The organism is Pseudomonas sp. SAS7 (genome assembly GCF_052112345.1).
Taxonomy (GTDB): domain Bacteria; phylum Pseudomonadota; class Gammaproteobacteria; order Pseudomonadales; family Pseudomonadaceae; genus Aquipseudomonas; species Aquipseudomonas putida_Q.
Window position 1 is genome coordinate 14,128 of the sequence record NZ_JBEGGO010000020.1, and the last position, 15,242, is coordinate 29,369.

Annotated in this window: 17 protein-coding genes; 14 read left to right on the forward strand and 3 right to left on the reverse strand. The window is 62.7% G+C overall.

Features of this window, described 5'->3' with window-relative positions; translation table 11 throughout:
* Positions 1-154: 154 nt before the first annotated feature.
* From ABI582_RS25280 to ABI582_RS25295, 4 genes are all read left to right on the forward strand, one after another.
* Complete coding sequence (locus ABI582_RS25280) at positions 155-1,282, forward strand: hypothetical protein (protein ID WP_442120614.1); 1,128 nt, start codon at positions 155-157, stop codon at positions 1,280-1,282.
* Positions 1,283-1,408: 126 nt separating this feature from the next.
* A complete protein-coding gene (locus tag ABI582_RS25285; protein ID WP_258655309.1) occupies positions 1,409-1,792 on the forward strand; it encodes a YkgJ family cysteine cluster protein in 384 nt (127 codons plus the stop codon).
* A gap of 480 nt (positions 1,793-2,272) precedes the next feature.
* Positions 2,273-2,494, forward strand: a complete 222-nt coding sequence (locus tag ABI582_RS25290) for a hypothetical protein (protein WP_172455932.1) — start codon at positions 2,273-2,275, stop codon at positions 2,492-2,494.
* On the forward strand, positions 2,491-2,742 hold the full coding sequence (locus ABI582_RS25295; RefSeq protein WP_442120615.1) for a DUF3077 domain-containing protein: 252 nt from the start codon (positions 2,491-2,493) through the stop codon (positions 2,740-2,742). Before ABI582_RS25290 ends, ABI582_RS25295 begins: the two co-directional genes overlap by 4 nt.
* Before the next feature lie 99 nt (positions 2,743-2,841).
* Here the strand turns inward: ABI582_RS25295 and ABI582_RS25300 are convergent, their stop codons facing one another.
* Positions 2,842-3,576: an RHS repeat-associated core domain-containing protein gene (locus ABI582_RS25300; RefSeq protein WP_442120616.1), complete on the reverse strand. Its 735-nt coding sequence runs from the start codon at positions 3,574-3,576 to the stop codon at positions 2,842-2,844.
* Positions 3,577-3,808: 232 nt separating this feature from the next.
* On the opposite strand from ABI582_RS25300, the gene ABI582_RS25305 reads away from it, so the two are divergent.
* From ABI582_RS25305 to ABI582_RS25330, 6 genes are all read left to right on the forward strand, one after another.
* Positions 3,809-4,372: a GNAT family N-acetyltransferase gene (locus ABI582_RS25305; protein ID WP_016501424.1), complete on the forward strand. Its 564-nt coding sequence runs from the start codon at positions 3,809-3,811 to the stop codon at positions 4,370-4,372.
* A gap of 56 nt (positions 4,373-4,428) precedes the next feature.
* A complete protein-coding gene (locus tag ABI582_RS25310) occupies positions 4,429-4,956 on the forward strand; it encodes a sigma-70 family RNA polymerase sigma factor (protein ID WP_442120617.1) in 528 nt (175 codons plus the stop codon).
* Positions 4,953-5,924, forward strand: a complete 972-nt coding sequence (locus tag ABI582_RS25315) for a FecR family protein (RefSeq protein WP_442120618.1) — start codon at positions 4,953-4,955, stop codon at positions 5,922-5,924. The genes ABI582_RS25310 and ABI582_RS25315 overlap by 4 nt, the downstream gene beginning before the upstream one ends.
* A gap of 76 nt (positions 5,925-6,000) precedes the next feature.
* Positions 6,001-8,526, forward strand: coding sequence for a TonB-dependent siderophore receptor (locus ABI582_RS25320; protein WP_442120619.1), 2,526 nt, complete (start codon positions 6,001-6,003; stop codon positions 8,524-8,526).
* Positions 8,527-8,593: 67 nt separating this feature from the next.
* Positions 8,594-9,133: a hypothetical protein gene (locus tag ABI582_RS25325; RefSeq protein WP_442120620.1), complete on the forward strand. Its 540-nt coding sequence runs from the start codon at positions 8,594-8,596 to the stop codon at positions 9,131-9,133.
* Positions 9,134-9,153: 20 nt separating this feature from the next.
* The gene (locus ABI582_RS25330) at positions 9,154-9,540 is read left to right on the forward strand and encodes a lysozyme inhibitor LprI family protein (protein WP_442120621.1); all 387 of its coding nucleotides are present in this window, start codon (positions 9,154-9,156) and stop codon (positions 9,538-9,540) included.
* Between the two features lie 163 nt (positions 9,541-9,703).
* Here the strand turns inward: ABI582_RS25330 and mnmH are convergent, their stop codons facing one another.
* A complete protein-coding gene (gene mnmH / locus ABI582_RS25335; protein WP_442120622.1) occupies positions 9,704-10,816 on the reverse strand; it encodes a tRNA 2-selenouridine(34) synthase MnmH in 1,113 nt (370 codons plus the stop codon).
* Complete coding sequence (gene selD / locus ABI582_RS25340) at positions 10,816-11,850, reverse strand: selenide, water dikinase SelD (protein ID WP_442120623.1); 1,035 nt, start codon at positions 11,848-11,850, stop codon at positions 10,816-10,818. The genes mnmH and selD overlap by 1 nt, the downstream gene beginning before the upstream one ends.
* A 126-nt stretch (positions 11,851-11,976) precedes the next feature.
* Here selD and ABI582_RS25345 point away from each other — a divergent pair, with 126 nt between their 5' ends.
* Genes ABI582_RS25345 through phnE form a run of 4 tightly spaced genes read left to right on the forward strand, consistent with a single transcriptional unit; the run spans position 11,977 to position 15,222 of the window.
* Positions 11,977-12,831, forward strand: coding sequence for a putative selenate ABC transporter substrate-binding protein (locus ABI582_RS25345; RefSeq protein ID WP_442120624.1), 855 nt, complete (start codon positions 11,977-11,979; stop codon positions 12,829-12,831).
* Positions 12,828-13,637 carry a phosphonate ABC transporter ATP-binding protein gene (locus ABI582_RS25350; RefSeq protein ID WP_442120625.1) on the forward strand — a complete coding sequence of 270 codons (810 nt, stop codon included), beginning with the start codon at positions 12,828-12,830 and terminating at the stop codon, positions 13,635-13,637. The genes ABI582_RS25345 and ABI582_RS25350 overlap by 4 nt, the downstream gene beginning before the upstream one ends.
* Positions 13,631-14,458 (forward strand): PhnE/PtxC family ABC transporter permease, encoded by an 828-nt coding sequence (locus ABI582_RS25355; RefSeq protein WP_258911700.1) that lies wholly within the window; start codon positions 13,631-13,633, stop codon positions 14,456-14,458. The genes ABI582_RS25350 and ABI582_RS25355 overlap by 7 nt, the downstream gene beginning before the upstream one ends.
* The gene (gene phnE, locus ABI582_RS25360; protein ID WP_016501416.1) at positions 14,455-15,222 is read left to right on the forward strand and encodes a phosphonate ABC transporter, permease protein PhnE; all 768 of its coding nucleotides are present in this window, start codon (positions 14,455-14,457) and stop codon (positions 15,220-15,222) included. The genes ABI582_RS25355 and phnE overlap by 4 nt, the downstream gene beginning before the upstream one ends.
* Positions 15,223-15,242 lie beyond the last annotated feature (20 nt).

The following is a 15,242-nucleotide window of genomic DNA, read 5'->3' on the forward strand; positions in this document are numbered from 1 at the left end:
TTCAAGCGGTACGCGGTCCCTGTAGGAGCGGCCTTGTGCCGCGATGGGCTGCAAAGCAGCCCCTCGATTTTGCAGCAGGGCGAGCTTTCCGCCTGCGTTTCACCGATCAGCCTACCTATCTTCAGCACTCATTTCTCACCACAGAGACCCACCCATGAGTGTGTTCACCGCCTACTTCTGCGGCACCGGCTCGCATCGCTTCGACGACGCAAACCCCAACTTCTGGAACGGCGAGCTGGTCTCGACCCTGGCCGCCAACGACCAGGGCCGCGAATTCGCCCACTGGATCGCCGTTGATGGCCCTGGCAGCGGCAACCTTCAGGATGACAAGCTGTTCGTCGAACCCGGCGGCTACTTCAACTGGACCGGCCAGTTGTTCGGCCGCGGCTGGGAAGAAAACGTCAACCATGTGCTGCAGGTGATCAAAGGCGAAAGCAGCTGGCAGCGCACCAAGCTGAGCGAGGAAGAGTACGAGCGGCTGAAGGGCGCTGGCGTGCCGGTGCCAGAAGTGTCCTCCACGGCCTCGTGGTTCTGGCGCACCTACGACTACGGTGACCGCCAGCCTACCCCGCAGGCGCTGCAAGAGGGCATCATCAACATGTTCCGCAAGCCGCGCATTCCGACCCAGGTGAACCTGGTGGGCTGGAGCCGCGGTGGCATCAGCTGCCACATGCTGGCCAACGCCATGGCTAAAGACCCGGTATTGCAAAACGTACCGGTCAATATTTTTGCGATCGACCCGGTGCCCGGTGTGGGCAATGTGCAAGCCGAGCGCATCGCGCTGGCGGAAAACGTGCGTGAGTATGTCGGCTTCTACTCGCGGGATGAGCGTTCCAAAGGGTTTGCCTGCGTGATCCCGTCAGTCGCCAATGGCACGCAAATCTGTATTTATCCGATGCCCGGGCGTCATGCCACGCTGGTCGGTAATGCATCGGTCGATGGTGCAAGCGACGGCACGGTGCTCAAGGAGCCCGGGCTGATCGTGCGCCATTTCGCCGAAGTCTGCCTGACCCGCTGGGGGGTTCAACTGGGCAAGCTGCTGACGTTGGACGATAGCCAGTTGATGAAGTGTCACCAGGCCATGGCCGCAGCCGAAGCGCAGTACCAAGCCATGCGCGGCAAATCCTACACGCTGCTGACCGAGGGTCAGAAGCACGATCGGTTGGTGCATTGCGGCGAAGACCGTACGCACTTCAGCAAGGTGTGTGGTGATGACTATGACCCGACCGAAGGGCTTGCCCTGCAGCGTTGGGATGCCTCCACCTACAAGGCATTGGGCTGAATGAAGCGGGCGGCCGGATCAGTGGCAAATTTTTTTGCATTCACCCTCTATCCAGCCGCCCCGGGTTCGATTGAGAATGGCGCCGCGGGCCAACCCCGATAACAACAACCTTCCCTCCGTGGCATCATGTCTGAATATAACCCTTGCCTTGACTGCGGCGCCTGCTGCGGGTTCTTCCGTGTGTCTTTCTTCTGGGGCGAATGCCAGTCAGCCGGGGGCGTTGTGCCGGACGACCTGGTGGTACAGATCAACCCCACCCGCGTTGCCATGATCGGCACTGACGCCAAACCATGCCGCTGCATCAGCCTTGAAGGCGAAATCGGCAAGGAAGTCGCTTGTACCATTTACGCCAACCGCTCCAGCCCTTGCCGCGAGTTCGATGCATCGTGGGAGGGTGGGGTGCATAACCCCAGCTGCGACGATGCACGGGCGGCGTATGGGCTGCCACCACTGACGCCGCCAGGGGCCAACGAGCCGCATTGGCCGGATGATGGGGCTGAGGTGGCCTGAAGTATTGATCAGCCTGACGCGGTCAATGTGGGAGCGGCCTTGTGCCGCGAAAGGGCTGCAAAGCAGCCCCGGCAATCCCCGCAGCGCCGCTGACACCTAGGGGCCGCTGTGCGGCCCTTTCGCGACACAAGGCCGCTCCCACAGGGATCGCGCTAGCCATCAGATGTAAGAAAATTCTGAACCTGAAACCAAATGCTTCAGGTTGCCAGGGATTGGGAATTATCCTACGACCTCAGTCGGATGCCGTCTGACATACGGGGAAATGCTCCAGCGGTAACTTCATTGCTCGCCCAAAAGGCGAGCGAGTGTGAGAACTCGTCGTTGGTAGTCTTCCTGTCAGTTCATGGCAGCTGTGCGCGTGCAGGCTTCGGTCTGACCGTGGTGACTCCAACACGGGCTTCTCACCTCGCGCACGGCTGCCGCCCAAATCTGTGAGAAGGATTTCAGGTGGTTGCTCCTTTGAACCTATTGGAGTCAATCATGAAAAAACTTGTCCCTGATCCACCCGTTACAGACCTGACCTACCAAGCCGCCAAGTCCCAGGCCACACAGGTCATGGACACCCTTTCCAGCATCATCATCCAGTATCTCGACGCCGAAGCTCCGGTTTTGCGTGCTTCATTGCTCGAAGCCATGTCGGCCCAGACCAGCCAGCTGCATGCCCTGCTAGCCCATATGAAAGCGCTGGAGGCAAAGGCATGACCAACCACCTCAAATCCCGCACCACCGCAGGCGTGGAAAAATTCCTTGAGCTGTACCGGGTAGAGCCAGGTGTACCGCTTGATTTGGCATTCGATGAATTGTCGGTGCTGATCGGCTGCATTAAACACCTGAACGAGGAGGCCGAGATGGAGGGCGACAAGATCGCCGGCAGCGCAGCGCGGATTCTCAGTGCCATGGCCAAGGCGCTGATCAATGACATGGAAGTCGGGCTCAACTGCAGTGTTTGACGGGTGTTGGGGCCGCGAGTTGCGGCCCTCTCTGGGTTAATAGACAAAAGATGAAATGGTTGAGTCAGTATTTATAAGCGTGTCTGGCATTTCAGATGCCTATCTCGGCTCACGAAATCGTCGAATGTTTTGGTTTTCTAATTGTAATGTATTTTCTGTAGGAACAGTTTGAAGCTGGAGGGCGTCGGTTGTTAACGGAGGGAAATTCTCTGCGTGGTTTCTCAATAGCTCACGATTTTCAGAATTTAGACGACGCATGTTACGTAATTCTCTGCGCTCCAAGTTTAGCTGCTGCCACCCTACCTCTAGGTGGTGCACAGCTTGCTGCAAGTACTGCTCCGCTGCTTGCCTATGCTGAGTCTGTGACGCAGGGGTTATTGAGAGTGAGGCCGATAAGCGTGAATTCGCGGCGTCCTGATCGAATTGACGCGATGATGTAAGTGCGTCGTTTGCCCGGCTTCTAGCACGTTGCGCAGAGTGATAGCTGCTTTCAGCTCCACGCAGCAGGGCCTCAGACTGAGCAGGCCTCGGATTACCTGAATGGCTGGGTGGTCGGTTGGAGTTGAGACGCTTCAACGGCATTCGAACCTGGCCGTTGGGGTCTTTGAAATTTATTGGGTCCCCAGAACAGTAACAGTAACAATTCACGCCCCCCTGCAAAAATGGGCTTTGTAAATCAGGTGAGCAAAATCTCATTATCGCTGGACTGAAGGCGCGATGGCCGTTTCCGAGCAAATATTGCTGGGTTGGCTTGTCCAGGTGATCTCCGTTGAAAGCGAGTGCTGTTGCATCTTCCTCAAAGTACGGTACAAAGCCGTAGGGTGTGTAGTTCATTGCGTGCTCCCATCATAGGTTTACTCATAGAGCTCACCAGAGTGAGCAGTGACTGGTAACGATTGATCCAGTGCTAAAAAAGCGCAACTGGCATTTATATCAGGTCGCTTTAAATCCACGAAAAGCGGCTGTGATTGGTGTCTGCAGACAGTGGCTGGGAAACTGGCGGATGCTTCACGGTGGCACTTGACGTTAAACTGTCATCTCCCCAGCAATGGACAGGAGATCCGGCGTGACCCCACCCCGCAGTTTCCCCAGTGACCTCTGCCTCGACAGCCCGCGCTTGCACTTGCGCCCCATGCGCCATGCCGATGCCGCGCAATGGCTGGCGATCATGGCCGATCCCGAGGTCATGCGTTATTGGCACCATGCACCCTGGCAAGATCTGGCCGAAGCCGAAAGCGCCCTGGCCGCCGACCGCGAAGCCTATGCCAATGGCGACCAGCTCAAGCTCGGCATGTATCGCCGTGACAATGGTGAGCTCATCGGCATGGTGCAGCTGTTCAACATCGACGATGTGTCCCGCCGCGGCGAAATCGGCTACTGCCTGGCCAGTGCCGTGCAGGGCAGGGGCTACATGGACGAAGCATTGACCTGCTTCATCGACTACCTCGCCCACACCCTGCACATGCGGCGCCTGGAAGGGGAGATCGACCCGCGTAACCAAGGCTCGGCGCGTACCCTCGAACGCCAGGGCTTCGTGCTTGAAGGCACGCTGCGGGCGCGTTGGTGCGTAGCCGGCGAGCTGTCCGACTCGGGTATCTACGGGTTGTTGCTTGAACCACCTGTTGCATAGTCTTACGGCGAATAGCTACTATTCGGGAACAATTCTCACTTGTGTCCCGGTACCCCATGCCCGTAGCCGACTCAACCAGCCCGTACCCGCTTGAACAGCTGTACAGCGAGCACCACGGCTGGCTGTTCAGCTGGCTACGCCGCAAGCTGCGCTGTTCGCACAGCGCAGCCGACCTGGCCCAGGACACTTTCGTGCGTATCCTGGCTTCGCGTGATGCCCTGCTGGGCATGCGCGAGCCACGCGCCTACCTCAGCACCACGGCGCGCCGGCTGCTGATCGACCGGGTACGCCGGCAGCAGATCGAAGCGGCCTACCTCGGTGAACTGGCCCAGGCTGCCGAGGCGCTGGAAGGGCACCAGTCCCCCGAGAGCATCCTCATCACCCTTGAGGCATTGGAGCAGATCGCCTTCCTGCTCGAAGGCCTGCATGCAAATGCACGTGAAGCGTTCGTGGGTTACTACCTGGACGACCTGACCCAGACACAGATTGCCGAGCGCCTGCAGATTTCCCCGCGCATGGTGCGCAAGTACCTGGCCCAAGCGCTTATCCACTGCCACCGCACGCTGGACATTGCCGCACCGTGAACCCGTCCCGCATCGAACAGGAGGCTGCCGAGTGGGCCCTGTGCCTGGGCGAAGGCGAACTGGATGCCGCTGATGCGTGCGAACTTGAGGCCTGGCTGCAGGCCGACCCGCGCCACGGCGCCACCTTGCGCCGCATGCAGGGGGTGATCAGCCAAGTCCAGGCGCTGCGTCAGCAACGCGGGCCGGTGGGCGCCGGGTTGCGCGCCGGGTTACAGCCTTCGACGCCACGCTCGGGGGCGCGGCGGACCTTGCTCGGCCTAGTGCTGGCGGCCTCGTTGCTGGGCGCCTTGCCGCTTGCCGGGGTATCGCCAACGGACTGGCTGGCCGACCTGCACACCGCGCCGGCCGAGTGGCACAGCGAAACCCTGGCAGATGGCTCGCAGCTGACGTTGGCGGGCAATTCTGCCGTGGATGTGCAATTCAGCGCTGGCGAGCGGCGCATCCGCCTGCTGCATGGCCAGGTGCTGGTGGATGTCAGCCATGACCCGACGCGGCCGTTCGTAGTGCAAACCGATGAGGGCAGCTTCAAGGCGCTGGGTACCCGCTTCGTGGTCAGCCAAGGTAACGCACGCAGCGAGCTGACCATGCTCGAATCCAGGGTCGAGGCGCGCAGTGCGGTGTCCGGTGATCAGCTGGTCGCCGGGCGGGGTGAACGCGCCTGGGTGGCACGCGACGGGCTTGGACCGCTGCCGGCCATCGACCCGGCGCGGGTAGACCGGGCCTGGCAGCACCACCAACTGGTGGCCGAAGGCGTGCCGCTCGATCAGGTGCTGGACGCGTTGTCGCAACAGCGACGCGGCGTGCTGCGCTTCGACCGCCAGGCCATGCAGGCCATCAAGGTTTCGGCGGTGCTGCCGCTGGATGACAGCGAGCGCGCCCTGCGCCTGCTGGCCGAGGCGCTGCCGATTCGTATCGGCGGTTTTGGCCGCTGGTGGACCACGGTCGAGCCAGCCCCGCGAGAAAATTGATAAAGGTGGTTCCGCTTCTGCGCAGTGGCCCGTCAAACAAGAGGCCAACCGATCAAGAACAAGGAGCCGATCCACCATGCGCCGATTCCCTGGCCACCCCGTCCTCAGCCCACTAGCCCTGGCCTTGCGCCTGTCCTGCGCTGGGCTGGCCCTATCTGTTGCAGCCCTGCCGGCCGTGGCCGAGGAGGCCGCCCGCCGTAGCTTCGACGTGCCCGCCGGCAACCTGGCCGAGGCCCTTGGCAGGTATGCCCAGCAAGCCGCCGTATCGCTGGCCTTCACCCCCGAAGCGCTGACCGGGCTGCAAAGTAGTGGCCTGCACGGCCTGTATTCGGTGGACAGCGGTTTTGCCGTGTTGCTGGCTGGCAGTGATTACCGGGTGGAGCGCAGCGACAACGGCTACCGGCTGGTGGCCGAGCCGCAGGCGGCCGTGAGCGGTGACGCGATGGAACTGGGCGTTACCACCGTGGCCGGGCAAGGCATGGGTGAGAGTACCGAGAACACCGGCTCGTATGCCCCGGGCCTGATCAGCGTCGGCTCCAAAACCCCGACCAGCCTGCGCCAGACCCCGCAATCGGTGTCGACGGTGACCCGACAGCTGATCGAAGACCAGCAACTGACCGACATCAACCAGGCGATGAAAGTGACGCCGGGCATCGTCACCCAGAGCACCACCTTCCGCACCCAGGACTTCCTTTCACGCGGCTTCAGCATCCAGAACCTGCAGATCGACGGCGCTGCGCCACAGGCATTGGGTACCGCGATGGGCTCGTTCTATTCGTCCAACATCTTCGAGCTGGCCGAGTTCGACCACATCGAGGTGCTGCGCGGTACCGCTGCGCTGTATGGCGGCTCGGGCGACCCGGGCGGCATCATCAACATGGTGCGCAAGCGGCCGACTGCCTACAACCAGCTCAAGCTGACCCTGTCGGCCGGCAGCTGGGACAACTACCGCCAGGAGTTCGACCTCTCCGGCCCGCTAGGCTGGGATGGCCGCCTGCGTGGACGCCTGGTGATGTCCAACACCGATCGCCAGTATTTCACGGACAACCGCTCCACCGAGCGCCCGCTGGTGTACGGTGTGCTTGAAGCGGACGTTACCGACGACACCATGCTCACCTTCGGTGCCCGCTACAACAAGTCCCACGAAAACGGCACCAACAGCGCGGTGCCCCGCTACAGCAATGGTGCCGACCTGAACTTGCCACGGCATACCGGCCTGACCCGGAACTGGGCTTACCTCGATGCCACCGCACGCGAGTACTTCGCCAAGGTCGACCACCGCTTCAACGACGACTGGAAGCTCAACCTCAGCTACACCAACACCTGGGACCTCGGGCTGTTCAAGAGCGCCACAACACTCAATGCGGTGGACCCGGTGACCAATACCGGGGCAACCTGGTACGGCACGTCGACCCGCCAGGAGAACGAGCAGCACTTGTACGACAGTAATGTCTCCGGCCACTTCCAGGCCTTTGGTCTGGACCATGAAGTGGTGTTCGGCGCCGACTATCAGAAGATCGACAGCCGCTGGCTGGGCACCGCGCCTTTTGCCGCATCGGGCTCGCCGGCCAATGTGTTTGACCCCGACAGTTCGGCCTTTGACGACCCTGGGAATGGACGTGACTACAAGCGCGACTACAGCCCCAACTCGCAGCGCCAGTATGGTTTGTATGGCAGCCTGCGCCTGCAGCTTGCCGAGCCGCTGCACCTGATAGTCGGTGCGCGTGCCCAGCGCTTCCACTTCTGGCAGACCTACACCAACAACCTTGTGACGCCGGCCAGCATTTCCAGCCCCGAGCAGCGCATCGGCACCAAGGTCACGCCGTTTGGTGGCCTGGTCTACGACCTGGACGATCAGTGGTCGGCCTATGCCAGCTACTCGGAAATCTACAAACCACAGTCCAGCAGGATCAGCGGCCCGGCAGGAACAGGCTCGCCGCTTGAACCCATGACCGGCAAAACCTACGAAACCGGCCTCAAGGGCGAACTGTTCAACGGCGCGCTCAACGCCAGCCTGGCGCTGTACTACACCACCCGCGAAAACGAGGCGGTGCAGGACCCGAACTTCGCGGCGACAAATGCCGGCTTCTCTGGCAGTTGCTGCTACGTGTCCAATGGCAAGGTGGTGAGCAAGGGCATCGACATGGAGCTGTCCGGCGAGCTGTTGCCAGACTGGATGCTGGTGGGTGGCTACACCTTCAACCTCAATCGCAACCGCAGCGCCGACGCCCCGCTGAGCACGGTTATGCCCAAGCACCTGTTCAAGCTGTACACCACCTACCGCCTGCCGGGCATCTTCAGCGACTTCAAAGTCGGTGGCGGCGTGCAGGTGCAAAGTGCCACCTACACCTCCGGGACGGTGAACCGCTATGACAGCAATGGCGCAGTGGCGGAGCGCAATGTGCCCTTCGACTTCGATCAGAGCGGCTATGCGATCTGGAACGCCCTGGTCGAGTACCGCGTCGATGACCACTGGAACGTCACGCTCAATGGCAACAACCTGTTCGACAAGAAGTACTACGAAACTGTGGGTACTTCGACCTATGGCAACTTCTACGGTGAACCACGCAACTTCATGGTAACCCTGCGCGGCACCTATTGAGGGTCTGGAAGCGGGGCAGGGCCTGGGTTATGGTCGTAGGCTGTCCCGTTTCCTCCAGGTGTGCCCCTTGCCCGTTTTCTACTTGAGCATCAGCCTGCTGCTGTATCTGCTCGCCCTGTTTTTCGATGGCGCGCTGATGAGCGGCGCACGCCACATGCCGGCCCTGCAGATGTTGCTGTACGGGCCGTGGGGCATGCCGTTCGGCTTGTACCAATGGTTTGCCAACCCGCTGCTGGCCCTGGCCATTCTTGCCCATCGGCGGTTCCGCCGCCTGGCATTGCTGGCCGGGTTGGCGGCTGCGTACCTGGCGGCCAGCAGTTTCGGCATCACCCGCCTGCCCGACAACCAAAGCTATGAGTTTCACGACCTGACCGGTTTTGGTACTGGTTTCTATCTGTGGCTGGCGGCCATTGTGGTGTTCTGCCTGGGGCAGGCCTGGCATTGCTGGAAAGCAAGTAGCGCCGACGACATGCCGGGCTGGAACTGGCTGGATGTGGCGTTGATTGCGGCGCTGGGCGTGGCGCTTTATTCGGCCACGCAGATGCCATCGTTGCGCTTCCACCCAGGCAATGTGCTGATGCCGCCAGAACAGCCGCAGTCGTTTTGATACCCGCAAGGAGGGGTTGCATGATCAAGCATTGCCTGACAGGCCTGGCGCTGGCCTGCGTTTTGCCGCTGGCCGTGGCGGACGATTACACGCCGGCCTACGCACAGTGCATGGACAAGGCCTCCAGCACCGTCGCAATGAGCGAGTGCATCCAGGCCGAGACGCACGTGCAGGACCAGCGTCTGAACCGGGTGTACAAGCAGTTGATGGGCAAGCTGGATGCCGGGCAGCAGAAAAGCTTGCGGGATGTGCAGCGTAAATGGCTTGCCTACCGCGATGGCAATTGCCAGTTCCATGTGCAGGCCAGTGGCGGGACCATGGCGCAGCTGGAGGGTGGGTCATGCCTGATGGACATGACCCGCGACCGGGCGGCGGAGCTGGAACGGGTGCTCAGCCCAGGGCAGTGAGGCCATGTCAGGGAAGACTGGCCGCGTGTAGGAGCGGCCTTGTGCCGCGAAAGGGCTGCACAGCAGCCCCGGCAATTTTCGCCATGATGCTGAAGTCGGGGGCCGCTTTGCGGCCCTTTCGCGACGCAAGGCCGCTACTACAAAAATCGCACGCGTCATGGCTTTATTTACGGGGCTCGCGCAGCGCCCGGGCCTTGAGGTATTCGCGCACTTCAACGGCATCCCCGGCAAACTCGATACGCTCTGCCTTGGCCGCACGCTGGTAGGCATACATCGGGTCGTAGTACTCGTTCAGCAAGCCTTCGATCCAGCCCCGGTGCAGGTCCACCGCGCCGCTGCGCTGTTGCTCCTCAAGGGCGAGGCGCAGGATCTGCGAAAGCCGCTGATAGCGCTCCCCACCCAAGCGCTTGCAGATGTTGGCCATGCTTTGCAGCATGCGCTCGGCAAACAACCGGCGGCCATCCTCTTCGCCATGCACGCCGATAAACTCGGCACTCAGGTTGACCACGTAGTCGCGCAAGATGCGCTCCACGCGGTTGGCGAAGCTGTCTTCCAGCCACACCAGCGGGTACTGCTGCATACCCTGATACAACTCCAGTGGCACCGTGCAGCTGCCGACAATGCGGCCTTCATCTTCCAGCACGAACTGCTCGCAGCCGCGGGCGCGCTTTTTCAGCACATCGATGGCCAGCTGGTTTTCGAAATCGATCTGCGCCGGTTGTGCGGTGGCACGTTTGCCGAAGCTGGAACCGCGATGGTTGGCGTGGCCTTCCAGGTCGAGCACGTTGTCCAGCTGGTGCAGCACATCGGTCTTGCCGGTACCGGTCAGGCCGCCCAGCAGCACAAAATCGCATTGCGCCACCGCCTGCTGGGTAGTCTCCAGCAGGAAGGTGCGCATGGCCTTGTAGCCACCATTGACACGCGGGTACTGAATGCCTGCCTCATCGCGCAGCCAACCCTGCACGATCTGCGAACGCAGGCCGCCCCGGAAGCAGTACAGGTAACCTTGCGGGTGGGCCTGGGCAAACGCCACCCAAGCGTCCATCCGCGCCTGCTTGGTGGCGCCGCTGACCAGTTGGTGACCTAGGGCGATGGCGGCCGCCTGGCCCTGCTGTTTGAAGCAGGTGCCGACCTTCTGCCGCTCCTGGTCGTTCATCAGCGGCAGGTTGACCACGCCAGGGAAGGCGCCTTTGGCGAATTCGACAGGCGCGCGCATGTCCATCATCGGCACGTCGTCGAGGAACAGCTGACGGAAGTCGGTGCAGTCGGGGCGCATCAGATCACCTCGACCGCGTGGCTCTGTCGCTCGACCAGCTTGCCGATAGGCGACAGTTGCAGGCCAAGTTCGGCAGCTACGGCGAGGAACTCGGTTTCACCTTCCGGCGCAACCGCCACCAGCAGGCCGCCGCTGGTCTGCGGGTCGCACAGCAGGTGTTTCTGGTCGTCGTTGAGGGCGCCGATCTTGTGCCCGTAGCTTTCGTAGTTGCGCAGGGTCCCACCGGGGATGCAGCCCTCGGCCAGGTAGTGGTCGACACTGGGCAGACGCGGTACCGCGGCGTAGTCCAGGTGCGCGGTGAGGCCGCTGCCTTCGGCCAGCTCGACCAGGTGGCCGAGCAGGCCGAAGCCGGTGACATCGGTCATGGCCTGGACCCCGTCGAGCTTGCCGAAGCGGCTGCCGGGGGTGTTGAGGGTGCACATCCAGTCGCGCGCCAGGCCCTGGTCCTGCTCGCGCAGCTTGGTCTTTTTCTCGGCGGTGGTGAGGATGCCGATGCCCAGGGGCTTGGTCAGGTACAGCTGGCAGCCTGCAGTGGCGGTGTCGTTGCGCTTGAGGTGGCGCTTGCTGACCACACCGGTGACGGCTAGGCCGAAGATTGGCTCGGGGGCGTCGATGGAGTGGCCACCCGCCAGCGGGATACCGGCTTCGGCGCACACGGCGCGGCCGCCACGGATCACTTCACGGGCCACTTCCGGTGGCAGCACGTTGACTGGCCAGCCAAGAATGGCGATGGCCATCAGCGGGTCGCCGCCCATGGCGTAGATGTCGCTGATGGCGTTGGTGGCGGCGATGCGGCCGAAGTCGTACGGGTCATCGACGATCGGCATGAAGAAGTCGGTGGTCGAGACCACACCGCGCTCATCGTCCAGCGCGTACACTGCTGCATCGTCGCGTGACGCGTTGCCGACCCACAGTTTAGGGTCCAGGGCCTGGGTGCCGCTTTCGGCGAGGATCACGTCCAGCACCTTGGGGGAAATCTTGCAGCCACAGCCGGCACCATGGCTGTACTGGGTCAGGCGAATCGGCTCGCTCATGTGTACCTCAGCTGGTCAAATTGTTGCGCGATTGTAGCAAAGCTGGCCTTTGGGCCCTTGCCTCTTATAATTCCCGATGTCGGCGGATTTGTCGGCACTTCCCCGCTATTGAACCGGAGAACACCCATGCTCAAACGCCCCCTGGCGCTCGCCGCCGGCCTCGTGCTGTCTTGCTGTGCCGTTGTCGTACAGGCCGCTGAAACCCTGCGGGTCAGCGCCATCCCCGACGAAGCGCCGACCGAGCTGCAGCGCAAGTTCAAGCCACTGGGTGAGTACCTGGCCAAGCAACTGGGCATGGAAGTGAAGTTCGTACCGGTGGCTGATTACCCGGCGGTGGTCGAGTCGCTGGCCGCCGACCGCCTCGACCTCGCCTGGCTGGGTGGTTTCACTTTTGTCCAGGTACACCTGAAGGACCCGACTGCCACGCCGCTGGTGCAGCGCGAGCAGGACGCGCAATTCACCTCCAAGTTCATTACTGCCAACCCCGACGTGAAGAGCCTGGCCGACCTCAAGGGCAAGTCGTTTGCCTTCGGTTCCATTTCGTCCACCTCCGGCAGCCTGATGCCGCGTTACTTCATGCTCAAGCAGGACAACATCAAGCCTGAAGCGTACTTCAGCCGCGTGGCTTATTCCGGCGCCCATGACGCCACCGTGGCCTGGGTACAGGCCGGCAAGGTAGAGGGTGGCGTGCTCAACGCCAGCGTGTGGCAAAAGCTGGTGGATGCCGGCAAGGTGGATACCAACAAGGTGAAGGTGTTTGCCACCACGCCTACCTACTTCGACTACAACTGGACCGTGCGCGGCAACATGGACCCGGCGTTGAAGGAGAAGATCAAGAAAGCCTTCCTTGACCTCGACCCGGCCAACCCGGAGCACAAAGCGATTCTGGACCTGCAGGCTGCCAGCCGCTTCATCGAAACCAAGCCCGAGAACTACGAGGGCACCGAGCAAGCCGCACGCGAGGCCGGCCTGCTCAAGTGACTGCTTCGAATGTAGCCATCCATCTGCACGGTGCCAGCCTGCGCCATGGCCAGGTCCGCGCGCTTGACGCGGTAAGCCTGCGCATCGAGCAGGGCGAGCGAGTCGCCATCATCGGGCCGTCGGGGGCGGGCAAGTCGAGCTTGCTGCACCTGATGGCCACGGCCATCCAGCCCAGCGGCGGGCGCCTGGAGTTGCTCGGCGAGCAGCCTTGGACGTTGTCAGCCCGAGCACGCCAGCGCCTGCGCGCGCGGGTCGGCCTGGTGCATCAGGCGCCGCCCTTGCCGCCACGCCAACGTGTGGTGACCGCAGTACTGGCCGGCCGCCTGGGGCAGTGGGGGGTGATGCGCAGCTTACTCAATCTGCTGTACCCCGGCGATGTACCGGGGGCACGGCAGGTTTTAGCGGAGCTGGGGCTGGCCGACAAACTGTTCGTGCAGTGTGGGCAATTGTCCGGTGGCCAGTTGCAGCGCGTGGGCATTGCCCGGGCGCTGTACCAGCGGCCGCAGGTGCTGCTGACCGATGAGCCGGTGTCTGCCATGGACCCGGTACTGGCCGACCACAGCCTGGCGTTGCTCAACCGCCATGCCCAGGCCAACGGCGTGACGCTGGTGGCGAGCCTGCATGCCGTGGAGCTGGCGCTGGCGCATTTCCCGCGGGTGATCGGTATCCGCGAGGGGCAGGTGGTGTTTGACTGCCCGGCCGATGCGGTCACCCAACCCATGCTGGATGCGCTGTACGCCAACGAACAACTGGCTTCGCCGCCAACCCAGGGTCCGACCCTGACCGTGCAGATACCGCGATGCTGAAGGCTGATACCCGCGACCCGGCCCTGCTGCCGCGGTTGCTGCTGGCCTTGCTGGCCGTGGTCGTGCTGTGGCCTGGCATTCAGTTGAGCGAGCTGAACCCGTGGGTGCTGTTGCAGGCTGAGAACCGACAGCAGATCGCCAGTTTCACCAGTGCCTTTTGGCCACCGGCACACGATGCCGACTTTCTCGCATTGCTGTACGAAGCCACGCTGCAAACCCTGGCCGTGGCCACCGCCGGCATGGCGTTGGCATTGCTGCTGGCAGTGCCGGCCGGGCTGATGGCCAGCCGCGCCCTGTCGTTGCGTGCCGCGTCCCGCGGCGGACGTGCCGGGTTGTGGTCGCGCTTGCTGCGCCTACCGGTGCGCGGGTTGCTGATCTTTTTGCGCAGCGTGCCGGAAATTGTCTGGGCGCTGCTGTTTGTGCGGGCCGTGGGGCTGGGGCCAACGGCGGGCGTGCTGGCGATCGCCATCACCTACAGCGGCATGCTCGGCAAGGTCTACGCCGAAATCTTCGAGTCGGTCGACCAGCGCCCGGCCCATGCCTTGCTGCAGGCGGGCAGTGGCCGGCTGGCGGCGTTTCTCTACGGCATCCTGCCCAATGCTGCATCGGAAGTGGTGTCATACACCGTGTACCGCTGGGAGTGCGCGGTGCGGGCTTCTGTGGTGATGGGCTTTGTCGGTGCTGGCGGGCTGGGCCAGCAGATCGACCTGTCGATGCGCATGTTCGCCGGGGCGCAAGTGGCGAGCATGCTGCTGACATTCCTGCTGCTGGTGATGCTGGCCGACTTGCTCAGCCGCCTGCTGCGCTGGAGGCTGGCATGAACCGCGCCATCAATTTGTTGCTGCTTGGCGCCATCGCGGTGGCGGTGGTGGCCTCGTTTGCTTACCTGGAACTGGACCTGCGCGCACTGGTAGGCAACGGCGGGCTGGGGCAGATGGGTGAGTATGCCGGGCGCTTCCTGCACCCGGACCTGTCTGCCGATCACCTGAAGGCAGTGTGGCGAGGGGCGCTGGAGACCCTGGCCATGTCTGGCCTGGGCACCTTGTTGGCGATGGTGCTGGGGATGTTGCTGGCGCTGCCGGCGGCGGGGCGCTTCGGCTGGCCGTTGCAGGGCGCGGCGCGGTTGTTGCTGAATGCCCTGCGGGCCATCCCTGAACTGGTGTGGGCGGCGCTGACGGTGTTGGCGGCAGGCCTTGGCCCCAATGCGGGTACCCTGGCCCTGGCGCTGCATACCGCTGGCGTGCTGGGGCGGTTGTTTGCCGAGGCGCTGGAGAACGCACCGCCAGAGCCGGCAGCGGCTATCCGCCTGCAGGGCGGCAGCCAGGTGGCGGCGTTCTGCTTTGGTACCTTGCCCAATCTGTGGCCGCAATTGCTGGCCTACAGCTTGTACCGCTGGGAGAACAACATCCGCATGGCCAGCGTGCTGGGGTTTGTCGGGGCGGGTGGTTTGGGGCAGATGTTGTACACCACCTTGAGCCTGTTCCAGGAGGCCCAGGCCAGCACGGTGATCATCGGGATGCTGGTGCTGGTGTTGCTGGTGGATGTGTTGAGTGACGTATTGCGCCAGCGTTATGTGCGGGCCTGACACATAGAAGGGGCTGCAAG

What these genes read in the sequence shown, in the direction of transcription:
- ABI582_RS25280 (WP_442120614.1), top strand. Translation starts at nt 155, where the DNA reads ATGAGTGTGTTCACCGCCTACTTCTGCGGCACCGGCTCGCATCGCTTC.
- ABI582_RS25285 (WP_258655309.1), top strand. Translation starts at nt 1,409, where the DNA reads ATGTCTGAATATAACCCTTGCCTTGACTGCGGCGCCTGCTGCGGGTTC.
- ABI582_RS25290 (WP_172455932.1), top strand. Translation starts at nt 2,273, where the DNA reads ATGAAAAAACTTGTCCCTGATCCACCCGTTACAGACCTGACCTACCAA.
- ABI582_RS25295 (WP_442120615.1), top strand. Translation starts at nt 2,491, where the DNA reads ATGACCAACCACCTCAAATCCCGCACCACCGCAGGCGTGGAAAAATTC.
- ABI582_RS25300 (WP_442120616.1), bottom strand. Translation starts at nt 3,576, where the DNA reads ATGAACTACACACCCTACGGCTTTGTACCGTACTTTGAGGAAGATGCA.
- ABI582_RS25310 (WP_442120617.1), top strand. Translation starts at nt 4,429, where the DNA reads ATGCCCGTAGCCGACTCAACCAGCCCGTACCCGCTTGAACAGCTGTAC.
- ABI582_RS25320 (WP_442120619.1), top strand. Translation starts at nt 6,001, where the DNA reads ATGCGCCGATTCCCTGGCCACCCCGTCCTCAGCCCACTAGCCCTGGCC.
- ABI582_RS25330 (WP_442120621.1), top strand. Translation starts at nt 9,154, where the DNA reads ATGATCAAGCATTGCCTGACAGGCCTGGCGCTGGCCTGCGTTTTGCCG.
- mnmH (WP_442120622.1), bottom strand. Translation starts at nt 10,816, where the DNA reads ATGCGCCCCGACTGCACCGACTTCCGTCAGCTGTTCCTCGACGACGTG.
- selD (WP_442120623.1), bottom strand. Translation starts at nt 11,850, where the DNA reads ATGAGCGAGCCGATTCGCCTGACCCAGTACAGCCATGGTGCCGGCTGT.
- ABI582_RS25345 (WP_442120624.1), top strand. Translation starts at nt 11,977, where the DNA reads ATGCTCAAACGCCCCCTGGCGCTCGCCGCCGGCCTCGTGCTGTCTTGC.
- ABI582_RS25355 (WP_258911700.1), top strand. Translation starts at nt 13,631, where the DNA reads ATGCTGAAGGCTGATACCCGCGACCCGGCCCTGCTGCCGCGGTTGCTG.
- phnE (WP_016501416.1), top strand. Translation starts at nt 14,455, where the DNA reads ATGAACCGCGCCATCAATTTGTTGCTGCTTGGCGCCATCGCGGTGGCG.